This is a genomic window from Nocardia altamirensis NBRC 108246 (assembly GCF_001612685.1).
In the GTDB taxonomy this organism is placed as follows: domain Bacteria; phylum Actinomycetota; class Actinomycetes; order Mycobacteriales; family Mycobacteriaceae; genus Nocardia; species Nocardia altamirensis.
Window position 1 is genome coordinate 1 of sequence record NZ_BDAY01000004.1, and the last position, 22934, is coordinate 22934.

Annotated in this window: 26 protein-coding genes; 14 read left to right on the top strand and 12 right to left on the bottom strand. The window is 64.7% G+C overall.

Features of this window, described 5'->3' with window-relative positions; genetic code table 11:
* Window positions 1-335: 335 nt before the first annotated feature.
* Together NA11_RS46250 and NA11_RS01780 are read left to right on the top strand one after the other, a co-directional pair.
* Window positions 336-545 (top strand): GNAT family N-acetyltransferase, encoded by a 210-nt coding sequence (locus tag NA11_RS46250; protein ID WP_245745662.1) that lies wholly within the window; start codon window positions 336-338, stop codon window positions 543-545.
* A gap of 169 nt (window positions 546-714) precedes the next feature.
* On the top strand, window positions 715-1818 hold the full coding sequence (locus NA11_RS01780; protein WP_069159969.1) for a glycoside hydrolase family 183 protein: 1104 nt from the start codon (window positions 715-717) through the stop codon (window positions 1816-1818).
* 21 nt (window positions 1819-1839) lie between these two features.
* On the opposite strand, the gene NA11_RS01785 is transcribed toward NA11_RS01780, so the two are convergent.
* From NA11_RS01785 to NA11_RS01815, 7 genes are all read right to left on the bottom strand, one after another.
* A complete protein-coding gene (locus NA11_RS01785; RefSeq protein ID WP_245745667.1) occupies window positions 1840-2673 on the bottom strand; it encodes a carbohydrate ABC transporter permease in 834 nt (277 codons plus the stop codon).
* Window positions 2674-2696: 23 nt separating this feature from the next.
* Entirely contained in the window at window positions 2697-3569 is an 873-nt protein-coding gene (locus NA11_RS01790; protein ID WP_069159971.1) for a carbohydrate ABC transporter permease, read from the bottom strand.
* A gap of 53 nt (window positions 3570-3622) precedes the next feature.
* Entirely contained in the window at window positions 3623-4933 is a 1311-nt protein-coding gene (locus NA11_RS01795; RefSeq protein WP_069159938.1) for an ABC transporter substrate-binding protein, read from the bottom strand.
* Window positions 4934-4971: 38 nt separating this feature from the next.
* Window positions 4972-6150, bottom strand: a complete 1179-nt coding sequence (locus NA11_RS01800) for a glycoside hydrolase domain-containing protein (RefSeq protein ID WP_069159939.1) — start codon at window positions 6148-6150, stop codon at window positions 4972-4974.
* A gap of 149 nt (window positions 6151-6299) precedes the next feature.
* On the bottom strand, window positions 6300-6878 hold the full coding sequence (locus tag NA11_RS01805; protein ID WP_245745664.1) for a Gmad2 immunoglobulin-like domain-containing protein: 579 nt from the start codon (window positions 6876-6878) through the stop codon (window positions 6300-6302).
* Window positions 6879-7095: 217 nt separating this feature from the next.
* Window positions 7096-7452, bottom strand: a complete 357-nt coding sequence (locus NA11_RS01810; protein ID WP_069159940.1) for a hypothetical protein — start codon at window positions 7450-7452, stop codon at window positions 7096-7098.
* Window positions 7453-7595: 143 nt separating this feature from the next.
* Complete coding sequence (locus tag NA11_RS01815; protein ID WP_141717334.1) at window positions 7596-8051, bottom strand: hypothetical protein; 456 nt, start codon at window positions 8049-8051, stop codon at window positions 7596-7598.
* A gap of 516 nt (window positions 8052-8567) precedes the next feature.
* On the opposite strand from NA11_RS01815, the gene NA11_RS01825 reads away from it, so the two are divergent.
* From NA11_RS01825 to NA11_RS44565, 7 genes are all read left to right on the top strand, one after another.
* Entirely contained in the window at window positions 8568-8957 is a 390-nt protein-coding gene (locus NA11_RS01825; RefSeq protein ID WP_069159943.1) for a VOC family protein, read from the top strand.
* Between the two features lie 267 nt (window positions 8958-9224).
* Window positions 9225-9692: a helix-turn-helix domain-containing protein gene (locus NA11_RS01830; RefSeq protein ID WP_069159944.1), complete on the top strand. Its 468-nt coding sequence runs from the start codon at window positions 9225-9227 to the stop codon at window positions 9690-9692.
* A gap of 84 nt (window positions 9693-9776) precedes the next feature.
* Complete coding sequence (locus NA11_RS01835) at window positions 9777-10298, top strand: hypothetical protein (RefSeq protein ID WP_069159945.1); 522 nt, start codon at window positions 9777-9779, stop codon at window positions 10296-10298.
* Window positions 10295-11455, top strand: a complete 1161-nt coding sequence (locus tag NA11_RS01840) for an MAB_1171c family putative transporter (RefSeq protein WP_084653942.1) — start codon at window positions 10295-10297, stop codon at window positions 11453-11455. The genes NA11_RS01835 and NA11_RS01840 overlap by 4 nt, the downstream gene beginning before the upstream one ends.
* Before the next feature lie 84 nt (window positions 11456-11539).
* Window positions 11540-12742 (top strand): FAD-dependent oxidoreductase, encoded by a 1203-nt coding sequence (locus NA11_RS01845; protein ID WP_069159946.1) that lies wholly within the window; start codon window positions 11540-11542, stop codon window positions 12740-12742.
* Between the two features lie 28 nt (window positions 12743-12770).
* Window positions 12771-13343, top strand: a complete 573-nt coding sequence (locus NA11_RS44560; RefSeq protein WP_141717335.1) for a hypothetical protein — start codon at window positions 12771-12773, stop codon at window positions 13341-13343.
* On the top strand, window positions 13321-13707 hold the full coding sequence (locus tag NA11_RS44565) for a hypothetical protein (RefSeq protein WP_141717336.1): 387 nt from the start codon (window positions 13321-13323) through the stop codon (window positions 13705-13707). The genes NA11_RS44560 and NA11_RS44565 overlap by 23 nt, the downstream gene beginning before the upstream one ends.
* A gap of 84 nt (window positions 13708-13791) precedes the next feature.
* Here the strand turns inward: NA11_RS44565 and NA11_RS01860 are convergent, their stop codons facing one another.
* Window positions 13792-14631: a sigma-70 family RNA polymerase sigma factor gene (locus tag NA11_RS01860; protein ID WP_069159949.1), complete on the bottom strand. Its 840-nt coding sequence runs from the start codon at window positions 14629-14631 to the stop codon at window positions 13792-13794.
* Window positions 14632-14804: 173 nt separating this feature from the next.
* On the opposite strand from NA11_RS01860, the gene NA11_RS01865 reads away from it, so the two are divergent.
* Complete coding sequence (locus tag NA11_RS01865; protein WP_141717337.1) at window positions 14805-15209, top strand: SAM-dependent methyltransferase; 405 nt, start codon at window positions 14805-14807, stop codon at window positions 15207-15209.
* A 13-nt stretch (window positions 15210-15222) separates the two neighbouring features.
* On the opposite strand, the gene NA11_RS01870 is transcribed toward NA11_RS01865, so the two are convergent.
* Window positions 15223-16767, bottom strand: a complete 1545-nt coding sequence (locus tag NA11_RS01870) for an MFS transporter (RefSeq protein WP_069159950.1) — start codon at window positions 16765-16767, stop codon at window positions 15223-15225.
* A gap of 461 nt (window positions 16768-17228) precedes the next feature.
* Between NA11_RS01870 and NA11_RS01875 the strand changes: the two genes are divergently transcribed.
* Both NA11_RS01875 and NA11_RS01880 read left to right on the top strand, forming a co-directional pair.
* Window positions 17229-17732 (top strand): DUF6299 family protein, encoded by a 504-nt coding sequence (locus NA11_RS01875; RefSeq protein ID WP_141717338.1) that lies wholly within the window; start codon window positions 17229-17231, stop codon window positions 17730-17732.
* A 98-nt stretch (window positions 17733-17830) separates the two neighbouring features.
* Window positions 17831-18334 (top strand): STM3941 family protein, encoded by a 504-nt coding sequence (locus tag NA11_RS01880; RefSeq protein WP_141717339.1) that lies wholly within the window; start codon window positions 17831-17833, stop codon window positions 18332-18334.
* A 27-nt stretch (window positions 18335-18361) separates the two neighbouring features.
* Here the strand turns inward: NA11_RS01880 and NA11_RS01885 are convergent, their stop codons facing one another.
* Window positions 18362-18832: a hypothetical protein gene (locus NA11_RS01885; RefSeq protein WP_069159952.1), complete on the bottom strand. Its 471-nt coding sequence runs from the start codon at window positions 18830-18832 to the stop codon at window positions 18362-18364.
* Window positions 18833-19061: 229 nt separating this feature from the next.
* Window positions 19062-19985 carry a sterol desaturase family protein gene (locus NA11_RS01890; protein WP_069159953.1) on the bottom strand — a complete coding sequence of 308 codons (924 nt, stop codon included), beginning with the start codon at window positions 19983-19985 and terminating at the stop codon, window positions 19062-19064.
* 100 nt (window positions 19986-20085) lie between these two features.
* On the opposite strand from NA11_RS01890, the gene NA11_RS01895 reads away from it, so the two are divergent.
* Window positions 20086-20814, top strand: a complete 729-nt coding sequence (locus NA11_RS01895) for an AraC family transcriptional regulator (RefSeq protein ID WP_069159976.1) — start codon at window positions 20086-20088, stop codon at window positions 20812-20814.
* A gap of 194 nt (window positions 20815-21008) precedes the next feature.
* Here the strand turns inward: NA11_RS01895 and NA11_RS01900 are convergent, their stop codons facing one another.
* Window positions 21009-21791, bottom strand: a complete 783-nt coding sequence (locus tag NA11_RS01900) for a TetR/AcrR family transcriptional regulator (RefSeq protein WP_167837533.1) — start codon at window positions 21789-21791, stop codon at window positions 21009-21011.
* Between NA11_RS01900 and NA11_RS01905 the strand changes: the two genes are divergently transcribed.
* A complete protein-coding gene (locus NA11_RS01905) occupies window positions 21772-22929 on the top strand; it encodes an acyl-CoA dehydrogenase family protein (RefSeq protein WP_069159977.1) in 1158 nt (385 codons plus the stop codon). The two genes, NA11_RS01900 and NA11_RS01905, sit on opposite strands and share 20 nt — an antisense overlap.
* Window positions 22930-22934: the final 5 nt, after the last annotated feature.

Here is a 22934-nt window from a genome sequence, read left to right on the forward strand (position 1 = left end):
GATCAGGCGACCAACTCCTGAATGGTGTCGACGGCTATGGGCCGCCGATGTCCACCGACCACCCACCTGACCGTGGGGCAGGATGGATTCCGTGGTGGAGATCAGACCCCTGACCGAACCCGACCGTCCCCGCTGGGAAGTGCTTGCCCGAGGCAAAGACACGTACTTCGAGGTCGAACGCAGCGACGACGATTACGAACGGACGTGGCGACGCCTGCTCGACGACGAGCAGGTACGCGGGATCGTTGCCTGGTTGGACGGAAGGATGGTCGGCATCGCGCACTACGTGTTCCACGCCAGTGTCTGGTACGCCAGGAAGTTGTTATCTGGCGGACTTGTTCGTCGACACGGAAGTCCGTCGGCGAGGTGTCGCGACGGCCGTCATCAAGTGGGTCGCACAGGACGCCAAGGAGCACAACTTCCCGGGCCTCTACTGGAACACGCTCGAGGACGCCCCAGCTCGCGCCCTGTACGACAAGATAGGCAAGTACCAGAAGGGGCTCATTCACTACACCTACCGGCCCGATGCGAACGTGAACCCCTGAACCCGGGAGGCCGATCTGGCCTCATCGAGATCAGCGATTCCGGGATCGGGGTTTTCGGTCTTGGTTGGGTGGGTGGGCTGGGATGATCGGGGGTGACGTTGCCTGCTGTGCTGTCGGGTTCGGGTCCAGCCAGGGGGCTATCGGGGTCGACATGCTGATGGAGGAGCCCATGCCGCGGAGTGTGGCGAGGTTGCAGAGTGGGACGTATCTTGTTGACATCGCGGGGGATTCGGCCAGTCGGTTCGGCCTGGGGTCGAGTGATCTCGGTATTCCCTATCTGCGGTACGACGGGACGTGGGGGTATGTCTTCGGGGACACGTTTCGGGGGCAGGGGGCTGCGGGGGAGTACGCCGGGTGTCCGTTGATGCTGTATCAGGCCGAGTTCGACCGGTCCGGAAACACCCCGATCTTCTTTACGGCGTCCCAGCCGCCGGAGACCTGCGCGGAACTGTTCGACTATCAGCATCACGCGGACAACGGTTTCGGGCATGAGGTGACGCGGATTCCGAACGATGCGATCACGTTGACCGTCGGCGGGCGGAGCCGGATCTTCATTCAGTACACCTCGGTGCACAAGTGGATCAAGGCGGGCGCCACCACCGACGGTTCGCTCATGTCCGGCATCGCCTATTCCGACGACAACGGCGCGACCTGGCAGGATTTCGATCGGCACTGGCCCGGCGATGCGCAGGGCAGCAACGGCAGCCTGGAGATGATGTGGAGTTTCGCGGGCGTCGACCCCGACGGGCTGCTGTACATCTTCAGCAAGGCGTGGAACGGCAGCCACTTCTACCGGAGTGACCGCGGGCAGATCCAGTTGTTCCGTTACCGGCCAGGCGATTTCTTCAACGGCCTGCTCGATGCGCGGGAGCACTGGGCGTACCTGAACGGCTCATGGCGGTGGGTTCCGGCCGATCAGGCCGGTCCTTCGTCGGTGTTCGGCCCACAGAACCAGATCGGCGAGTTCTCGGTGAAACGGATCGGCGACCTGTACGTCATGTGTTATTTCGACGTGTCGGACGGCAGCATTCGAACCCGCACCGCCCCGCGACCCGACCAGGTGTGGACTGCCCCGAAAACTCAGGTCGTCGCCAATGCCTGGTGGCCACCGTCGCATTGGTTCTTCGGACGGACACAGCCGTTCCTGTACGGCGGCTACATCCATCCCGGCAGCGAGAGCCCGACGAACCTGACGGTGCTCATCAGTGCGTGGGACGGGCAGCTGGGTCACCGGCCGTACACCGTGACGCAGTGGAGCGGATTGAGCGTCTGACCGGTTGCGGCCCACCGAGTTTCACCGTCCAGCGAGCCCGGTGGTGGCGATGCCGCGGACGAAGGCGCGCTGGGTGAGCGCGTACACGACCAGCATCGGCGCCAGCATCAGTATCGACGCCGCCATGAACACCGGCCAGTTCGCGGTGTATTGACCTTTCATCCACACCAGCCCGAGGTTGAGGGTGGAGATGCTGTCGCGCTGAATCATGATGAGCGGCCACAGAAAATCGTTCCAGACGGTGACCCAGGTGAGCACGCCGAGCACCATGACCGCAGGAGTGGTGTGCGGCAGCAGCACCCGCCAGTACGTCTGCCAGATGGTGCAGCCGTCGAGGATGGCGGCTTCTTCCAGTTCGGCGGGCAAGGTCAGGAAGAACTGCCGCATCAGGTAGGTGCCGAAGGCACTGCCGAACAGGCCGGGCACGATCATCGCCAGCGGGCTGTCCACCCATCCGAAGGTGCGCATGAGGATGAATTGCGGTATCACGGTGACGGTCAACGGCACCATGAGTGTGCCGAGGTAGGCGAGGAACAGTGCGTCACGGCCTTTGAAAGGCAAGCGGGCGAACGCATATCCGGCGAGCGAGCAGAAGAACACCTGCCCTGCGGTGACCAGTCCGGCGTACAGCACCGTGTTGAGGAACATGCGCTCGAACGGCACGAATTCGAAGACGAGGCGGTAGTTCGACCAGTGCAGGTCGGTCGGGACGAGCGACGTGCCGGTGATTTCGCCTTGCGGTTTCAGCGATCCCGCCAGCGCCCACAGGATGGGCAGCAGTGCACACCAGGCCATCGCCGCCAGCACGACATACACCAGCAGTCCGCGCAGGGTGCGGCGGGCGATGACGCGCAGGTATTTCGCGGTGGCGGCCACGGTCAGGTCTCCTCGGTCCGTGCGAGCCGCAGCTGCAGATAGGTGAGGGCGAGCAGGATCGCGAAGATGACCCACGCCAGGGCACACGCATAACCGAGATCGTTGAAGGTGAACGCGTTTTGGAACAGCATGATGCCGAACAGGTAGGTCCCGGTTTCCGGCCCACCGTAGTTGCCGGTCAGCACGTAGGCCTGGTCGAACGCCTGGAACGAGTTGATGATCGAGATGACGAAGACGAAGCCGAGGGCAGGGCGGACCAGCGGCAGGGTGACCGACCGGAACCGCTGCCAGCCACCGGCACCGTCGATGCGCGCGGCCTCGTACAGATCGTTCGGCACCCCCTGCATCGCGGCGAGCAGCACGGCGGCGGCGAACGGCACACTCTTCCAGATGCTCACCAGGCACAGCGATACCAGCGACCAGCCGGGTTCGACCAGCCACGGCACCGGTCCGAGCCCGATCCAGCCGAGCATCGTATTGAACAGCCCGCCTTCGGTATTGAACATGAAGCCCCACACGACGGTGATCGCCGCGGTGGAGGCGACCAGCGGCATGAACATGATGCTGCGGAAAAAGCCGATTCCCCTGACCTTTCCGCTCAATGCCGCGGCTACCGCGAGGCTGATGACGACGGTGGGAACCACGGTGGCGACGGTGAAGAGCACGGTGTTGCGCAACGCGATGTAGAACAGCGGATCGTCGGTGAACAACCGGCGATAGTTCGCGGCACCGACGAATTCCGGCGCGCTGAACATATTCCAGTGATGGAAGCTCAGATACAGCGACAGCCCCAGCGGGAAGACCAGAAAAACCAGCACCGCCACCAGGTTCGGCGCGATGAAGGTGCGACCGGCCGTCGCCTTGCGGCGCGTCAGTCCTGACCTCCGCTGCTCGGTGGTCGCGTCTTTGCTGCCGTGCGAGCGCGTGGTCACACTGTCCCTGCCAGCAGCCGGTTGAGTTCGTCAGCGGGTCCGCTCTTGAACCAGGACGCCGGCGCTGCCCCGCGCAGCACCCGGTCGGCGAACCGGGTGAAGGCGGCGTCGACCTGCGGCCAGCGCGGGCTCACCGGAAGATGATTGGAGTTGTCCGGCCCGTCGGTCAGCACCTCGATGTTGCGAATCCTGGTGTGCGACTGCGCGAATTCGGCGGACTGCCGGGCGGACTTCAGCGCAGGAACGAACAATCCGGATGCCGCGACCGCCTTCTGTCCTTCCGGCCCGGTCGCGAACTTCACGAACTCCCACGCCAGGTCCTTCTTCGGGCTGGACGTGGCGATGCCGAGCCCGGTTGTGCCGATATCGGATTTGGCGCTCTGACCGTGCGGGCCGACCGGTAGCACGGTGACGTCGAAGTCCAGGTCGGGCATGGCCAGGAAGCCGCTGTACTGCCAGTGCCCGGTCAGCACCATCGCGGCCTTGCCTTGAATGAACAGGTCGAGGGCCGACTGGGATTGCAGGTCGGCAGGCAGCGGGGCGACGCGATGGCGCACCGACAGATCGGCGTAGAACTGGAATCCCTCGATGAAGCGATCGTCGTCGATGTTCGTTCTGGTCGGGTCGATCGCCGGGGTAAAGAAGGACGCACCGTTGTTCATCCCGAAGATCGCCGCCGACCAGCGCGGCACCGGCCAGGCGTCGACGAGTCCCCACCGGGTGGTCTTGCCGCTGCTGTCGCGTTTGGTCAATGCCTGTGCGGCGTTGAGGAATTCGTCGAAGGTCCAGGCGTCCGCCCAGCGCGCCGGTGGGGGCGCCAACCCGGCCTCGTCGAAGAGTTTCCTGTTGTAGTACAGGAAGATTCCGGCCCACTGCTCGGGCAGGACATACTGCCCGCCCTGAAAGGTGAAGGTCTCGTACAGATTCGGGGTGCTGTCGGCACGCAACTGCGCGGCGTAGGCGGGGTCCTTGTCGAGCATGACGTTCAGGTCCTGCAGGACGCCCAGCGCGGCGAAGCGCGAATAGGACTCCCACTGCATCAGAATGTCTGGACACTTGCCGCCCGCGCAGTAGGTGAGAATCTGCTGCTGCGGGTCGGGGCCCGAAAGCTGTACGCGGATCTCGATATCCGGATGCAACCGGCCGAATGCCTCGATGATCTGTCTGCGCACTTGCGCCTCGGCCGGTGCGGCCTGAAAGAAGAACGTCAACGCGTTCGCATCGGTATCGCAGCCGGTGAGTGCCGGAGCGGCCAGTGCCGCCCCGAGCGCGGCGCCGCCGGCCAACACTGTTCGCCGATTCAGCATCCGACCCTCCGAAACACAGTGCGGCGGACCGCGCGTCACTACGAGTTGCCGTATTCCGCCAGTTTGTCGTTCAGGTAGTCCCACGGAAAGTTGGGGCCGACGTCGGTGTGTGAGCCGTCGCGCTTGCCGATCGTATAAGCATTGTGGTCCGCGACACCGCGCTCGTCGCGGCCCAATTCCTCCGGGGAGATGGTGCGGATCGGCATCCCGTACTTGCGGCAGTCCTGCACCGCGAGCCATGCCGCACAGTCGATTCCGCGCTGCATCCGCGCGAACCACTCGTCCCGCGACCAGGCCGCCCGCGATCCGGCGAAGCACAGATTGATCGACCGCGAGTTGCCGCCGAGCACGGACCAGGACGCCCGATCGGTGTCGACCACGTCGATCACGGTGCCGGTGTTGTCATCCGTGTAGTGGTAAGAGACACCGGAATTCGGGTTCTGCAGATAGTTCGCCAACGATTGGGCGGTGCCGTTGCCTTCCTGCGTGTGCAGCAGGAACCACAGCACCGGCGCGCCACCCCGCGACGAGGTGTTGGGACTGATGCCGGTCTGGTCGTCTTCCCTGCTGATCGGCGAGACCGGGGTGGCCGGGTCGCGTGCTGCCGACCACTGTCCGTAATCGGGTTTCAGTACGTTGTTGACATCGATGCCGACACCGCCGATTTCGCGTTGATCGATCTCGATCTGATGCATGTGCGCGGCCGGATGATCACCGTTGATGGACGGGTCACCGGACCAGTTGTGCTGCCAAAACCACTGGCCGACACCGTCTTCCAACGCCCAGTCGATGCAACGGGCATTGCAGTAGACGCCGGTCCATTCCGGACCGACCACCGAGGCCCACCCGCGCAGGAACGGTGCGATGAGCGAGTTCCACTCGTCGAGGGTCGGGTTGTCGTCGACCGGTGCGTACAACGGCCGATAGCCGGGCCCACCCGCCTCGAAATGCAAGCGCAGCGCCGTCTCGGCATGGCGCGCGCCGCCGTCGTAGCCGCCGCGCCAGTCCGCGGTCGGGCCTTTTCCGTACTGATAGTTCGTGACGATCTCGAGGCCCTCGGCGCGCAACCGGTCACAGTAGTCGCGGCGCAGTGGTTTCGCTCCGAAGTTCGTTCCGGGGCGTGACTCCGAGAAGTAGCCTACGACGCCCGCGAATCCGGCCGCCCTGATGTCGGCCGGCTCGATGAGTGCGGCCGAGAAGTCGATCAGCTGGGTCACCGCTCTGCCCACCGGGTGGGCGCGGCGTAGTCCTCACACACCACACCCTTACCGTACGACGACCCGTCGCAGCTGTCCTCGAATTCGCCTGCGCTGACGGGGAGTTGCCGACGTCGGGCGTGGCGGATCTCGATCGCGCGCCGCCGGGTTCAGTGCTGGACGCCGGTGATCGCGAAGTGCTCGACTTCGGCGATATGGCCGCCGGTCGACACGGCGATAGTGAGTACGCTGCCTGGTTCCGCGGTGAAAGTGACTGTCGTCGACCACGGCTCGTCGGTGCCGCCCGCTGCGATACCGGACACCTGACCCACCGGCTCGGCCAGATCTTGGACTCGGATCTGGACGCTCAGATTCTCATCGACGCCGGTGATCCGGCCACCGATCTCGACGGGCGAGGTCACCGTCGCGCCGTACTCGGGTGTGTCCACCGACAGCGTGCCGCCCTTGCTCCCCACGACTTCCCATGGCGCATCATCGCCTGCGCCGATGCGGACCAGGTGCAGCACGGCGGCGGTGATCGGCGCCCCGTTCGGCGCGTCGAACCCGACGCTGACCATGCTCTCGCGGCCGCCGACGCCACTGCGTTCGGTGCCGCGGACCACCTTGTTCACCGTGACGTGACCGAGGAACTCCCTGGTGAACGTGAGCGCCGTCAGGTCGGCATCGAGATGCCAGTCCTCGGCGCCGCTCGTGCGATACGACGTCTGCCAGTCGACAGCGTCCGCCACGCTCCGGAAGGGCCACAAGGGCATGAAACCGAACTCGGACTGCGGATCTGGCTGCACGGTCCCTCCCCTTCGGCAAGACTGCCTGCTGCTTCATCGAGGCAGTTCGGTGGGCTGCGCCAGCTCTCACACTATCGCGATGCGTCCGACGGCGGTGCCGACTCCGGCGGATTCGGAATCCCGTCTGCCCGAACGCAGTACCACGCGCGGTGGGGTGTGGTTATGGGCAGCAGACCGGGTCGTCGCACGGATCGCCGATCTCGCTGCCGTAGGCCTCGTAGCTTGCCACCGGTTGGATGATGTCGTGCGCGAGGTCGATATCCATCGGTGGCGCGGCGTCGGCGGCGGGGAGCACCCAACCCGGCGGTGAGCCTTCGAGATCGAATCGTCGGACGCCGTCGACGAACAGTGTCCACAGCGGGTGGTCCGGAAAGCCGTTGATCCGCAGGACCCATCGTTGCGTGCCGACGACGGCGGCGACCGGGAAACACACGTGATAGGTCCGCTGCCAGTCGGGTCGGGCATCCAGTTCGGGTCGAGGTGCGTCCGGTGGCTCAGGGATGTCCGTGCGTGACATGTCGTCAGTATCGCCTAAGCGCCGCACTGGCGGCTGGTGTCACGCGAGCGCGGCAGGTCAGTTCATTTGTGGCCGAACGCGAGACAGACCGGGTGTTGTCCGGCGTTCGGCCGTGGACAACACACCGGTCTGCAGCGAAACGACTACGGCAAGACGGCGCAAGCGGGGCCGAGGTTGATGCCGGTCCCCACGTTCGTCGTATTGCGCGGGACCCATGCATCGAAGGCGTCCTCGTCGTCGGCCGACGCCTCGAGCACGACGATCTTGAGCGGCCCCCTCCTGTTGGGGGTCCACGTGGAGTACGCCGTCCCCGAGGCATCCGTGACCACCCGATACGGGCGGAACGTCTCCCATTTCGCGGACCGCTGGTCATCGCCGATCATGTCGACGAGGAAGAGCTCCTTGCCGGGTTCCGAGTACACGGTGATCGGGTAGGCGCAGCCGGTGCCGATGGCGCCGCCCGAGCTACCGAAGCTCTGTCCTGCGTTGACACGGACGCTGACATCTGCCGCTGCCTGAGGCGCGGCGACCGCGATCGCCGCAGCGAGCGCGCTGAGCGTTGCCACGGTGGTGACAGCTGCTCTGCTGGATCTAAGCACGTTGAAATACCTTCTCTAGCAATGGATTTTCCCCCCTCGTGGGAGTCGCAGGAATTGTCGCACAGGCCAATCCGCTTGCGTATCTATATCTTTCAGCCCCAGGCTCGGTACTTCAACTCGATTTCGCGGGCCTTCTCCTTGCTCGGCAAAACCCTGTCCCACCAGCGACGAAGGGAAGTGCTTATGGCGTACCGCGATTGGCTGCTCGACTTTCGATCTATTAGCGGGCCGCGGCCGCTCAGCACGATGGAGTGCCAGTTGTGGATATCTCGAGTAGACGGTGTGGATATCCGAAGGAGACGACTCTTCCCCACTATCGACGAGGACGGCGCTGATGTTCTCGGGATCAACGTCGATGATCACGGTGGCGGCGCCGATCGCGCCACTCCCTTCGAATGCTTGCGGCGTTTCCGGAAGGCGGCCGGATAAGCTCTGTTCGGACCCGTGAAATACTCCTCACCTGCGGGTTGTGCACATCGATGGTCTTCAGATCGAGCAGACGAGCGGAGGCGATGGGTGTACGTCCTTGCCGGTGCCATCATGCTCAACGTCCCCGATCCGGACGCGTCGGCCAACTTTCTGGTCGATCAGCTGGAGTTCACGCACACCATGTCCGACGACGGCCTGGCCGTGGTCTCCCACACGCAGGCCGGGTTGCGACTGGCCTTCCTGCGGGTCGGGCTCCCGGACTTCAAGCCGCCCTCGGTGGCGGGCGCCCTGAGCAAAGGCATGATCATCGTCATGGTCGTGGACGGTGTGGACGGTGAATACCGCCGTCTGCAAGAAGCGAACGTCGACATCGTCACGCCACTCGCCTACTCGCAGTGGGCCGAAAATTCCGGCGAACGATACTTCCAGGTCCGCGACCCGAACGGCCTCGTCGTCCGCCTCACCGAGTGGGTGTAGATCGGCAACGGGTATCGAAATTCATGGCCATGCGGCTTGGCGGTGAGCACGCGCCCGACCAGCCCGGTTACCGGGCAGGCCTGCCCGCCTGATCGAGAAGGGCTACGGCCCAGCCGATTTGGCCGCGGTGCGCCGCGTGGTATGTGGATTGACTCACATTGCCAAGAAGTTTAATCTCGTACCACAGCGCTTCAACCATCGTCGACAGCCTCGATTCGAGAACGATTGATTGGGGTCGAAACACGATGCTCGGTCCTGGAGGGTGTGATGCACAAGGGCGAACGGAGGGGGGAGCCCGCGGGCGGTGATTTCGCCGAGAAGTTGAATTGCCTGTTCGCGACAGTGACTACGGCCGAGGGCCGCGAGTACAGCAACGAGCAGGTGGCTTCGGCGATCACCACAGACGGCGTGCCGATATCGCAGAGCTACATCTGGCAGCTACGCAAAGGCATCAAGGTCAATCCGACATTGCGGCACGTGCAGGCGCTTGCGGATTACTTCGGTGTGCCGCCCGCCTACTTCTTCGAGGAAGCGGTCACCGACCAGGTTGGCGAACGGTTGGCGGAATTACGGGCCGAGCAGCGCCGCCTCGCCGAGATCGCCGAAAGCAGCGAAGCGCAAATGATGGCGCTGCGGGCAGGCGAGTTATCCAGTAAAAGGCGCAGGCAGGTAATGGAACTGCTGGATGTGGTGTATCGCCTGGAACAGGCTGAACGTGGCGAGACATCCGGCTGAGCCAGCGCAGCGAATTCGGCAACAACTGAGTCAGCACGGTATCCGTACTGCCAGAGGTTCATCGGCGACCAAGGGGGGCGCGGAATGACCGAGCGGGAGTTACGCAGGCGCTGTCGCCGACTGCTCAACGACTTGAATATCCGGCCACCGCTGGATGTGACCACGCTGTGTGAACGGGTCGGCGAGCAACGGGGAAAACCGATTCGGCTGGTGCCGCACCCGATCATCGTGCCTGGTCCGTTCGGTGCGTGGATCACCACCAAACGAGCCGACTACATCCTCTATCAACAGGAAACCACCAAAGCGCACCAAGACCACATCATTCTGCACGAGCTCGGACATCTGCTCGCCGGTCACCGCAGCGAGCAGGAGGACGAGTCGTTCTCGGCGCAGCTGTTCCGCGGCGGCGACCTACCGCCCGATGCGGTGCGTCGCGCGCTGCGCCGCACCTCGTATGACTCCGCGCAGGAACGTGAGGCGGAGACGGTGGCCACCATCATCCTGGAGTGGGCGTCGGTGCTGGACCGGGTCACGCCGCAGCTGGTATCGGACGAATCGGTACGGCGTCTCGGATCCTCACTGAACGACAGGCTGGGCTGGCTGTGACCCTGATACCGATCGTGGCGTGGCTGGAGGCAGCCGCCCTGGTATGGATGCTGTCGCTCGTGGTGCGCCGACCGCGAGACGTGCGGCTGCGCTGGATCACCGCCATGGTCGCGTGCTGGAGTGGGAACCTGCCCTGCATCCTCCAGGCCGTCAAGGGCGAGGCTTTCCTGGGGTTGGATCCGATGTGGTGGCAATTCATCGGCCAGGTGCTCGTGCTGACCGGTGCGTACTGCATGGTGTGCTTTTTCGCGTTCACGTTGCTCGATGAACGACGGGCCGCCGTCCGGGCAAAGCGGCAAGCGCTGGTGCTGGTCACCGTGCTGATCGTGCTGCTCGTCGCGACCGTGATCATGCCTGCCGACATGCGGCTCATCGGCGCGCGCCTGTCCTCGTACCAGGATCCGGCCGCCCGCGGCGTGGCCAGCATCGCCTTGTTCTACACCGCCGCGAACGCCTTCATGCTCTATGCGGAAGTGACCGCGGCAGTCTCGACCGGCCGCGCGGTGCGCCACGCCGCGGGGTGGTTCCGGCGCGCGCTGCTGATCACCACGGCGGGGTCGGCGACGTTGGTGGTCGTCTGCGTCATCTTCGTGCTCAACGGCGCACTGCTCTTCGCGAACATCAACCTGCCCACCGCCATTCAGCTGACCGCAGTCGTCTTGCTGCTGCCGGGGTGTGGCTTGTTCTTCCTCGGGATCACGCTGCCTGCCGCGGTCACCAGAGTGGCCGCGGCGCGGATCTGGTTGCGCCACCGTCGCGCATACCGAGACCTTGCCCCGCTGTGGACGCTGCTGCACGCCGAATTCCCGGAAGACGCGCTGACCAACCGCGTGCCGACCGACCCTCGGCTGGACAGGTTCCGCCTCACCGGGGTGCACCGTCGCTTCTACCGGCGGGTCATCGAATGCCGGGACGGGCTGGTCCGCATCAGCCCCTACGTCGCCCATCTCCGCGGCGACGATCAGCGAGGCGCCGAAACGCCCGCCGAGCTGGCGCAGCAACTGCGGCGTGCGCTGCATGCCCGCGCCGCAGGCATCGATGTCGAAGGGCCTGCCGTGCCGATCGCCAGCCCGGCAACCGACGGATTCGACGCTGACGTCAGCGAACTCCTCACGCTCGCAAGTGCATTGCCTCCTGTAGGCGCCTCAGCACGCTGAACTCCCGAAAAGGCCGACATGACGACAGACACTGCCGCCATGACAACCGGCCACGTCAAAAGCTAGCCAACAGAGGGACGAATCATGACAAAGGCGCTCATCATCGGCGGTGGCATCGCCGGTCCGGTCACCGCGATGGCGCTACAGAAAGCCGGCATCGAATCCGTGGTGTACGAGGCATATCCGCACGGCGCCGATGATGTGGGTGCGTTTCTCGCCCTCTTCGCCAATGGCATGGATGTTCTTCGCACGCTCGAGGCCGACCAGCCCGTACTCGACTGTTCGTTCGCCGCGGAACGCTCCGAGGCCTACGACAAGACGGGTCGCTTTCTGGGACAGGGCAATATGGGCGGCAGCCACGGCGTCGGCCCGCGCACGCTCAGCCGGGCACAGCTGTATCGGGTTCTACGGGACGAGGCTATCCGGCGTGGTCTGCGTATCGAATACGGGAAACGGCTGATCACGGCTACCAGCGCCGCCGGTGGCGGGGTGGTGGCTGCCTTCGACGACGGCAGCGAGAGCGAGGGCGAGCTACTTATCGGTGCGGATGGGGCGCACTCAACGGTCCGTGGCCTCATCGACGCGGCCGCACCCCAAGCGCAGTACACCGGAAACACGATGGTCTGCGGATATACCCGGCACAGTCCGGTACCGACCGAGCCGGCGACCTATCGCATCGTCTACGGCCGCCGCGTTGCTTTCGTCTACATCACCGACCCGGACGGGCAAACCTGGTGGTTCACGAATATCCCTGGGCCACAAAGGGGCAACTCCGAGGACGGGGTGACCGCGGCGGAGTATTGGCAACAGCAGGCGATCGATTGCGTGGCCGGCGACAACACGCCCGCCGCCGAATTCATCCGGTCGACCGACAACGTTGTCGCGGTCACGGCCTATCACCTGCCCAAGCTTCCCGCCTGGCACACGCGGAACATGATCGTCGTCGGCGACGCGGCCCACGCGGCGATACCCCAGGCAGGCCACGGTGCGTCGATGGCGATGGAAGACAGCGTTGTACTGGCGCAATGCTTGCGCGATCTGCCGACCATCGAAACCGCTTTCGCCGCTTACGATCGGCTGCGTCGTCCCCGGGTGGCACGTGCCATGGTCACCAGTGCGCGAATGAGCAAAGCCGCCACGCCTGCCGGTCGCATACCTGGCCTGCTCCGCGATCACGTGCTGCTCAAACTTCTCAAAGGCCGCACCGCCAACACCGCCGACTGGCTCACCGACCATCACATCGACTGGGCTGCTCCGGTATCCGTGGCAAACCACTGGCATCGATAAACGTGCACTGTAAAGCTATTGATGTGGGTTGACTGTGTTCCTGACGACGCCTACTCTCGGTGCACAAGCTTTGACCATCATCGATAATTTTGATTTCAGCTCCTTTGACAGGAGTGGAAGGGCGAGTGGGGTAGAGGTCGCGATGCGCAAGGGGGCAAGCATGACCTCGGGGGAGTGGAAACCGATCGCGCCATTGAAGATTCCCCATTCTTCGAGATGCGGTGGCGACAACTCTCGGCACACTCAGCTGATCGCCGAATTCGAGCAGCCGCGCGGCGCTGATCGGGAGGAGGGGATCCGACCAGTAGGAGCGCACTGGTCGAATTGCATTACAGTCCAGGAAAGATTGGCTTCGACGATGTCTACAAGTATTGGACCTGTCAAACTGCGGTTGCAGTTCGGACCTCCATCGATGCCGCACGACTTGCGGGAGATCGCGGCGACACACGGCATGGAGGCAATTGCGGCTCGGATCAACGAGTTGCACGCCGCAGGTAATCATGTGGCCGCCGAGACCATCGAACGTGAATTGCGAGGAGCAGGCATGGGCGTGCTGGTTCCCCGCGCCCACGGAGGTCGTGGGCGTGCTGACCGGCGGTGACTCCATTCCCGCCACGCCCGCACCCGCTGATTGCGGCACCGATCCTCGTCCGCCCGCTCAGCAGTCACCGCCTTGTCCACACTGGTGTGAGCGTCCCGCCGACCACGCGTGGGAAGACGACGGTGTCGGTGCAGGCGGAATGCGCTGTCACTGGCGCACATTCGCGATTCCCGGCACCGCGTGCGGGACGGTGATGTTGCTCGTCGCCGACTATCGCGACAGGCGAGGGATACAGCGCGGCGCGACACGCTATGTCGTCACGACAGGCGAAGACGGTGATCTGGACGCGGCCGGTGCCGCAGGATTGGCCGCGACGCTGGCGGCGGCGCTTGCCACCGCCGATGAGCGTGCCCCTCGGGGATGATCATCCGGCGCTGGACTCGACCACAGGCGGTTGCCGCCCCGGTCAGCTCGAAAACTGTACCGGCGTAAGGCGATTCCTTCAGCGCTACACCCGCAGCTCCAGCTGGTCGATCGTGTCCACGTCGGCGAGCAGATCGATTGCGACGATCCGGCCGTCCGAGATGGTGAAGTCGAAAACCACTCGGGGAGTGCCGGATACCGTCCACACCAGACCCGAGCGGCCGTCGATCAGTGCGAGCCGCGCGGCCTTGGCGCGACCGGCGAAGGTGTCGGCGACCGCCTTGGCTCCGGACGCAGCGACCGCGCCGGTGGCCACCGCGGTGGCGTCCGCCCGCAGCACCACGTCCGGGTCAAGCAAGGTCAGCAGCGCTTCGAAATCGCCGCCGCGCGCGGCAGCGAGGAACGCGGCGACCACCTGACGCTGGCGGTCGCGGTCAGCGGCGGCTCGCGCGCCCTGCACGCGCCGCCGCGCCCTGCTCGCCAATTGCCGTGCGGTGGCAGGCGTTTTGCCGACCACCGGGGCGATCTCGTCGAAGGGCACCGCGAAAATGTCGTGCAACACGAAGGCAAGCCGCTCCGGCGGCGCGAGGGTGTCGAGCACCACCAGCAGCGCGAGACCGATCGAATCGCCGAGCACCGCTTCGGTTTCCGGATCGGTCGCGATGTCCGCGGGTTCGTGATCCGCCAGCGGTTCCTCGTTGCGGACCTTGCGTGACTGCAGCACGTTCAAGCAGATCCGGGCCACCACGGTGGTCAGCCAGCCGCCGAGGTTGTCGATTTCGGCGGTATCGGAACGGCTCAACCGAAACCACGCCTCCTGCAGCGCATCTTCGGCCTCGGTGCCCGAGCCGAGGATCCGGTAGGCCACCGCAAGCAAGTGCGTGCGGTGCTCCTCGAAGCGCTCGGCAAGGAAATTCTGGTCCATGTGTCACATCTTCCCGTTCGGGCCGGTCAAGTAGTCGTCACCGGAGGGACAGCCGGAGAACCCCACTGGAACGAACAAGGAGCGAATGTGACAGACGGACTGCAGACCATCGTGTACCCCGTTACCAACCTGGTCAAGGCGAAAGCACTGTACGTGATCGGGCTGCGTCAGCCGTGAACGATGGCTATCTGGTGTCCCCGGTCGGCTGGGTGGAGATCGACGGGGCAGCGGCCCCGGAGCAGGGTGACGGGGGAGCGCCGATCGCGCGAATCCGCCTGCGCGCGGAGCTGATCGAGGCCGCGGTGGGTCTGCGTGCCGGGGGCGAGGTGCTGGTGCTGACCTGGCTGCATCGCGCGGACCGTGCGGTACTGGTGGTGTATCCGCGCTGCAGCCGGGCGAGGCCGCCCGCCGGAGTCTTCGCGACCAGTTCGCCACATCGGCCGAATCCGGTTGGTCTGCACCGGGTTACGGTTGTCGACGTGGACGGACCGGTGCTGACCGTCCGTGATCTGGAAGCTCTCGATGGTACGCCGGTCATCGATGTGAAACCGGTGCTCGGCGGTGTCGACGAGCGGTGAGTCTGCCCAGGCGTCAGGTGGAGTCCGCTCGGTGGCATGCCGCATCGATCGCGGTGAAAGCCGCCGACGCCAGGATCAACAACGCCGAAACCAGCAGTGCCACATCGAGACCGTGATGGAACGCCGCCTTTCCGGTGTTGAGCACGTCGGACACCTTCGACAGGTATGCGAGATACGGGGTGACGTCGACACCCGGGGGTATCCGGCCACGTTCGACGGCGTCGATGGCGGTGGGTTGCAGTGCGGTCGGCAAGCCCAATTCGGTCATCCGCGCCTTCAGATCCGAGGTGAGGTACGCACTCACCATTGCTCCGAGCGCGGCGACACCGACGGCCGAACCGACTTGGCGCATCGTATTGGTCACTGCGGCAGCCATACCCGATTGCTCCGGAGCCACTCCGGACAGCACGGCCGAGGTCAACGGCACTACCGCGATACCGAAGCCGAACCCGGCCACCGCCATCGCTCCTGCCAGCGGCAGATCGTGCAGTGGGCCTGCGAGGACATGGCGGGTCAGCAGGATCCCGCACGCGCCGACCACACAACCGATGATCATGGGGGTGCGCGCCCCGTGGTGCGCCACCCAGACGCCGGCGGCCAGTGATCCGACGACGATCGCGACCGCCATCGGCACGAAGACCGTCGCCGTGTGTGCCGCCGAATACGACTGCATCACTTGTAAATACAGCGCGGTGAAGAAAAAGATCGAGAAGACGCCGAAGTAGACGGCGAAGGCGACCACCAGCGCACCGCGCACCACCGGTATGCGCAGATATCGAAAGTCGAAGATGGGTGCGCGAGCCCGTGTTTCGACGACGACGAAAGCGGCGAACGCGAGCGCGCCGAGCGCAAACAGTGCGAGCACCGAGGGCGCGGAGTAGCCCTTTTCCTCGCCGGAGATCGCAGCGTAGATCACCGACCCGAGAAAGAGTGCGCCGAGCAGGGTTCCGGCCCAGTCGACGGGACCGAGGCCAGGATCGGAGCTTTCCGGGACGGACCACAGTGCGGCAACGAGCGCCACCGCCCCGATCACCAGATTGAACCAGAAGATCGAGCGCCACCCGTACGCGTGGACCAGCACCCCGCCCAGTACCGGTCCGGCCGCCAGCGCCAGTCCGGACACCGCCGCCCACACGCCGATCGCCTTGGCGCGCTTGCGGTCATCCGGGAAGATGTGTCGCAACACCGAAAGGGTGCCCGGTTCCGACGCGGCCGCGCCCAAGCCCATGATCGCGCGACCGGCGATGAGCACCGGCACGCTGGCCGCAAGCGCCGCGATCGCCGATCCGGCGCAGAAGATCACCAATCCGATGAGCATGACTCGTTTGCGACCCCAGCGGTCACCGAGCGAACCGCCCGCCAGCATGAGGCTGGCGAAGACCACGGTGTAGGCGTTGACCACCCATTGCAGCAACGTCACGTCGGCGCTGAGTTCGCGCCGGATATCGCCGAGCGCGACACTGACGACAGTGGTGTCGAGGAAGGTGACGAACAGGACGACAGTGACCGCTGCCAGTGCAGTGCCTGGTCGCGTCGTTGTTCCCAGAGTTTTGTCCATTGGCCCCACCGGCACAGGCTACTGGGCTAGGGCGAACGGATCGCCTCGAGACACTCATGGAGTGTCGCGGCAGTCGGCGCTTCCACGTGAGATTCGTTGTGTCCCACTGCGTTAGAGGTGGTAGCACTCGTGGTTGCGGGAAAGTGAACATTTTGTGCGGATCCTGCCGATGTAGTGACATTGCATTTCATTCGAGGTTGAAAAGTCGAGCAGTCACCACGTGTGTCGTTATGTAGTCGACCGTTGATGCTGCTCGCAGTGGGTTTCGATGCAGTCGGCGCAGTGCCGTGAAGTCGAGTTGAAATAATCGGGGATTAGCGGAAAGATATTGGTACACAATCTATTCCACGCAGCGTCAACGATATCAGCCAAGTCGGTAATGTATTCGCTTGGCACAGAAAGCAACTGAGAGTAGTTCGTCCGGGGTGGCGCTTCTACGGTTGCAGAGGGCGGCCCCAATCATGGTCTGGATCCTCGAATTTCTATTCCTGCACAAAGGAAGTCGTGAAATGATCGAATATTTCCGGACCACCGAACGGTGGACCACCATCCCAGGAAAACTGGCCGTCGCCGCCGCAGTGGCACTCGCTGCCACGGTCCTGCAGGCGGGACCGGCCACAGCGGCTTCGTCCCCCAGCCTCACCGTCGACAAAACCCAGCGCCTCAACGCCGACGGCAGCGTGACGATCAAAGGCACCTTTACTTGCACCGGCGGCCGCACCAACAGCTTGAGGAGCAGCATGCTGCGGCAGGGTGAAATTCAAAGTGATTTCGCTATGAAGACGATGGTGCTGATCCCCTGCAACGGCGCCGCGCACCCCTACACCATCGACATCCCGAACACGATGTCCTTCCCATTCAAGCCCGGCCCCGCCGAATTCAGCACGAACTGGGGCCTCTACTGCGCAGACGGAAGCTACCCCACCGCCGAACTCATCGACGCCGCCATCACCCTGCAGGAGTGAGGGGTTCGAGCCTGCGCCCGCCACCGCAGCGGGGCGGTGTTCCGAACCGCCCCGAGTGTGGAGGAACACTGCACAAAAGTTGGCTACTCTCAGCGCTCGTGGATATCGATGACTTACCTGCCACCAGGTACTACGCACCCAAAGGGCCTGCACTTGTGCTCGTCTTCATCGCGGTCATGGCCCTGGTCGGTGTCCTGCTGACCGTCAACGACGTCTCGTTTGTGCGGGGTGTCCTCGGTGCCGTCCTAGTTGCGTGCTCCGGCTTCTGCATCTACGTCGGTGCTCCTCGATTGATCGGGCGACGCCCGGAACTGATCATCACCTCCGACGGGATCGAACACGTCGACCAGGGCCGTATTCTGTGGACGGACATCGACAGCGTCCGCCTCAACCGCATGCAAGGGCAACGAATCCTCGAATTCGTTCTGCACCACCCGGATACGTACCTTGCGCAACTGCCGTGGTTCGTCCGAACCACCAGTCGATTCATGCGCGCATCCGGCTACAGCCCCGCCGCGATCTCCGCATGGACCCTGCCCGTCCCCCTGGAGACCGTCCTGGAAGCAATGCGCCGCCACCACCCTGCACTGACCGTCGCCTAGCCGGAAATCTGCCGAGCGATAGAGGTTTTAGGCCCCGGGCCCGCTGTGTTCATTCCCCTCATTGCCCGGGTCATTGGCGGGCTCGACCCTTTCGGCCGTGATCACCGTGCCGGCGCGTCCGTTGCGAACCAACGCGGGGAGCTTGCCCAGCGCGAGCGCCATCAACGCGAGGAAGTTCTTTTCGCTCAGGCGGTCGTCTTGTCTCAGTTGAAATCCGCCAACCACGGCCAGCAGCAATACCCCTCCGACCAGAACCGGGAAAATTGCCCAAGGGGGAGCCACCCGTGTGACGACCAGAAGGACGGCCAGCACCGTCACGACGACAACAAGATAGAACGATCCTGAAACCCAGGGCGACCGACGCACAGCGCGGGCGTGCCGCATAGTCGCCTCGAAGGTGGTGTCATAAAGGGCTGCGTTCTCCTCCGCCGAGCGGCCCTCCACCCACACTTCGACCTTCCGAAGCCGCCCCCACTTGTCGAACTCAGCGGTCCCCATCGAGTACCTTCCCGCCGCGGTGATCGACCCGTAATGGTGGATCCGACGATTGCCCGCACTATCGGTTGCCGATCGATGGGCACCCGGCGCCACGCGCACCGAATCTGATGCTCATTCTGTCGGGCACAATCCGCGCGCGGTATCGGCTACATGCAGGACACTCGGCCGCGGAACGCCCGCTCGGCGCGCGGCAGGTCGGTGAGCTGGTCGGCGACACGGCACACGGCGGTCAGCGGTTGGTCGCGGGCAACTCTGCGGCGCGGTTTTCCGCTGCGGGGATTTGGGGTGTGTCGGTGAACGTGCAGGCGCCGCTACGGCGGAACGGTTCGGCCAGTTGAGCGAGATAGGCGTCGGGGTAGTTCGGTTTGGCGGCCATGCCGAGGTCGTCGCTGGTGAACCGGCGCTGTGGATCGAAGGAGAAGGTGCCTAGCAGGTGATCCCAGATCAAGGTGAACAAGCCGAAGTTGACGTCGCCGATGCCGGCCCATTTGAGGTGGTGGAAGCGGTGGCCCTCGTTGAGCGCGAGCACGTAGCGCAGCGGGCCGACGCGGTAGTCGGCGTTGGAGTGCTGCAGTAGCAACTGCACCGCGATCAACACCGCGAGCACCTCGGCCACCACGGCGGGCATGCCGAGAATCAGCAGCGGCAGCGTGCCAACCAGCAGTTCGACACCACCGTGCAGCGGATGCTTCATGAGGCCGTTGAAGCCGTAGAAGCGGCGCACACTGTGGTGGACGGCGTGAAACCGCCACAGCACGCCGATCTTGTGACTTGCGAAGTGCACCAATGTGATTCCCAAGTCGGTGACCAGTACTGCCAGCAGCACCTGTGCCGGTAGCGGCCAGGCGTTAGGCCAGAACGACTCGAACGGCGACAGCGCGGCGGCGATCGGCACCACCAACACCGTGAGCAACAACCCGCCCTCGTTGATCACGCCGTGGATCGCGTCACGTCCCGCGTCGTTGTGCGAGGTGTTCCAGTCCCCGGTGTACGGGATCATCCGTTCGACCGCGAAGGATATCCCCACCCCGGCCAGCACGAGCAGCAGCAGCCACAGCGGCGCCGCCGGAGTGTGGGCGAGCGCCAATGCGGCGCCGCCGATCCCCAGAATCATGAACGGCACGTACCCGTACCGCAGGAGTGAACTAGTCATGTGAGCAGTCTTGGACACGGTCGGCACCTGCGGCTTGTACCGATTCGGCGAATATGTGACCCGTCCAGCGTTCGATCACCGCGCCGATAGGCTCTGGTACATGGACTGGTCTGGATCGTTGGCGATCGAACCCGGTCGCTTGACCTATGTAGGTAGCCTGGGTGACGCGCACACGCACAGTCATGCCGCCGTGCAGATCACCGCGGTCCTCGACGGCGAGGTCGAATTCGGTGATGACGCAGGCGAACTCGTGCACGCACGCGCGGCGATCATCCCGTCCGGCGTCAGTCATCACGTCCAGGCCGGAGCAGTGACCGGGGTGATGATCTACCTCGACCCCACCTCTCCGGCCGCGCGGGCGGCCGTCGCGCGCATCGATCCGATCGACCGGACGTCGGTCACCGCGTGGACCATCGCAGCCCAGAACCTGCCGACCGGTGCGGATCTCAGCCCGTCCACTTTGCTGGCTGCCTTGCTCGGCCCGGCGCCGGGCCCGACAGCCCCGCACCCCTGTGTCAGCGCCGCCATCACCTTGATTCCGGCCGTGCTCGCCGACGGCCCGGTCCGGGTCGGCGATATCGCTGCCGAGGTCGGCATCTCTGCGGATCGGCTCGGCAGGCTCTTCGCCCGCGACATGGGGCTGTCCTTTCCCGCATATGTGCGCTGGGCTCGGCTGCTCCGCGCCGCCGAGATCGCCCGCGCCGGAGACACTCTCACCAACGCGGCGCATGCCGCCGGATTCACTGACGGCGCACACCTCAATCGGGTGGTGCACGAAATGTTCGGCCTCACCCCTTCTCATATGATCCAATCCATCACCCTCACCTGACGCCGCTCGCGAGCGACAAAACCAGGTGCGTTGGCGCACTTGACGATTGCCGACAGTCTTGACCGCGGTCGGACGGCGCATGACAAGTATCCGGCTATCGCGCGATGCCCCTGCTGACGATCCTCTGCCTGCTGGAAGGCAGGAGCTCACGCGCCTGTGCCGATGATCGAATGCTTGGACGGAGTCCTGCTAGCTCAGCGAGTCGTTGCTGTGGTGAGCATGGCGTGCACGGTACGGCGCCAGTCGGCGAGCAACTTGTCGCGGTGGTTGGTGCTGAGAATGGTCGTCAGGGCCAGGCCGCGGAAGTAGGTGAGGGTCATCTCGAAAACGGTGTCGAGGTTCTCCGGGGCGCCCTCGACGTTGCTGACGAGGGTCGCGCGGATGTTGTCGTGCAGTTCCCGCTGATGGCGCAGTAATGCCTCGCGCAGTTCGGTGTCGGTGCGGGCGGCTACCCATAGTTCGAGGACGGCGCCGAACAATGGAGTGGCGAAGCTGCGCCACAGCATGTCGGTCCAATCCTCTTCAGTGGCTTTTGTTTCCGCGTTGTCGGCGGCTTCACGCATCTGCTGATCGGTCAGATGCCGCACGGCGTCCACGAGCAGGTGGGCCTTGTTCGGGTACTGGTGCAGTAGCGCGCCGCGCGAGACTTCCGCGCGGGCTTGGATGGCCCCGATGCTGGTTGCGGCGTAGCCGTCCTCGATGAGGCAGTCGACGGCGGCGCGCAGGATGCGCTCGCGGGTCTGGTGGCTGCGTGCCGCATCGCTGTGTTGACGTCCTTCCGTGCGTGCCATGGCTGCATCATCGCAGGTGTTGACAACAGTACGATCGGACTGTTTCACTTTGCGGGTAGCAGAGACGCAAGCCGGGGCGCTGCCCGAGCCGCGAACGGCTGGCACGTCGAAGGTGCCGTCGGCAATCGCCGACCTGGCAAGTCGATACCAGGAATGGAAGCTATTCATGCAGAACGCAACGGCCACATCGAGGTGGTCGGCGAGCGAAGACGCGGTCGCAGTACGGGCGACGGCACGATCCTTCTTCGCCAGCGAGGCGAGCCCGAACATGGCCCGATGGGCCGAGCAGCGGCACGTCGACCGGGACTTCTGGAAAGCGGCGGGCGCGTTGGGCCTGCTGTGCATGGCCGTACCCGAGGAGTACGGCGGTGGCGGCGGCACCGCCGCCCACGACCTGATCATGCTGGAGGAGCAAGCCCGCATCGGCGAGCCCGGCTTCGGCAACATCGTGCACAGCGGGATCGTCGCGCCCTACCTGGTGGCATACGGCACCGAAGAGCAGAAGCAGGCGTGGCTGCCGACGATGGCCACCGGCGAGGTCATCGCGGCGATCGCCATGACCGAACCCGGCGGTGGTTCGGACTTGGCGAACATGTCCACCCGCGCGCGCCGTGACGGCGACGACTACGTGATCACCGGCGCCAAAACCTTCATCACCAACGGCGGCTCCGCCGATCTCGTCCTCGTTGCGGCGAAGACCGACGTCGACGCCGGACCGCACGGGGTGTCGCTGCTGCTGGTGGATACCCGTGATTGCACGGGATTTCGGCGGGGCCGCGTCCTCGACAAGCTCGGCCAGCACAGCGGTGACACCGCGGAGTTGTTCTTCGACGAGGTCAGGGTGCGCGCCGCGAATCTGCTGGGCGGCAAGGAAGGTCAGGGCTTCGTCCAACTGATGACGCAGTTGCCGCTGGAACGCCTCGAGATCGCGGTCGTCGGTGTGGTCGCTGCGGAGCTCGCCGTCGAGCTGACGCTCGCATACACCAAGGAGCGCAACGCATTCGGCAAGCCGCTGTTCGGCTTCCAGAACGTGAAATTCGAACTGGCCGAATGCGCGACCCTCGCACGGGTGGCGCGGGTGTTCGTCGACGACTGTGTCGAGAAGTTCCTCGCCGGAACCCTCGACACCGCCACCGCATCGATGGCGAAGTACTGGGTCACCGACATTCAATGCCAAATCATCGACCGCTGCCTGCAACTGTTCGGCGGCTACGGCTACATGCGGGAATACCCGATCGCGCAGCTCTACGCCGATTCACGCGCGCAGCGAATCTACGGCGGCACCAACGAAATCATGAAAGAACTCATCGCACGGTCGCTGTAGACCAG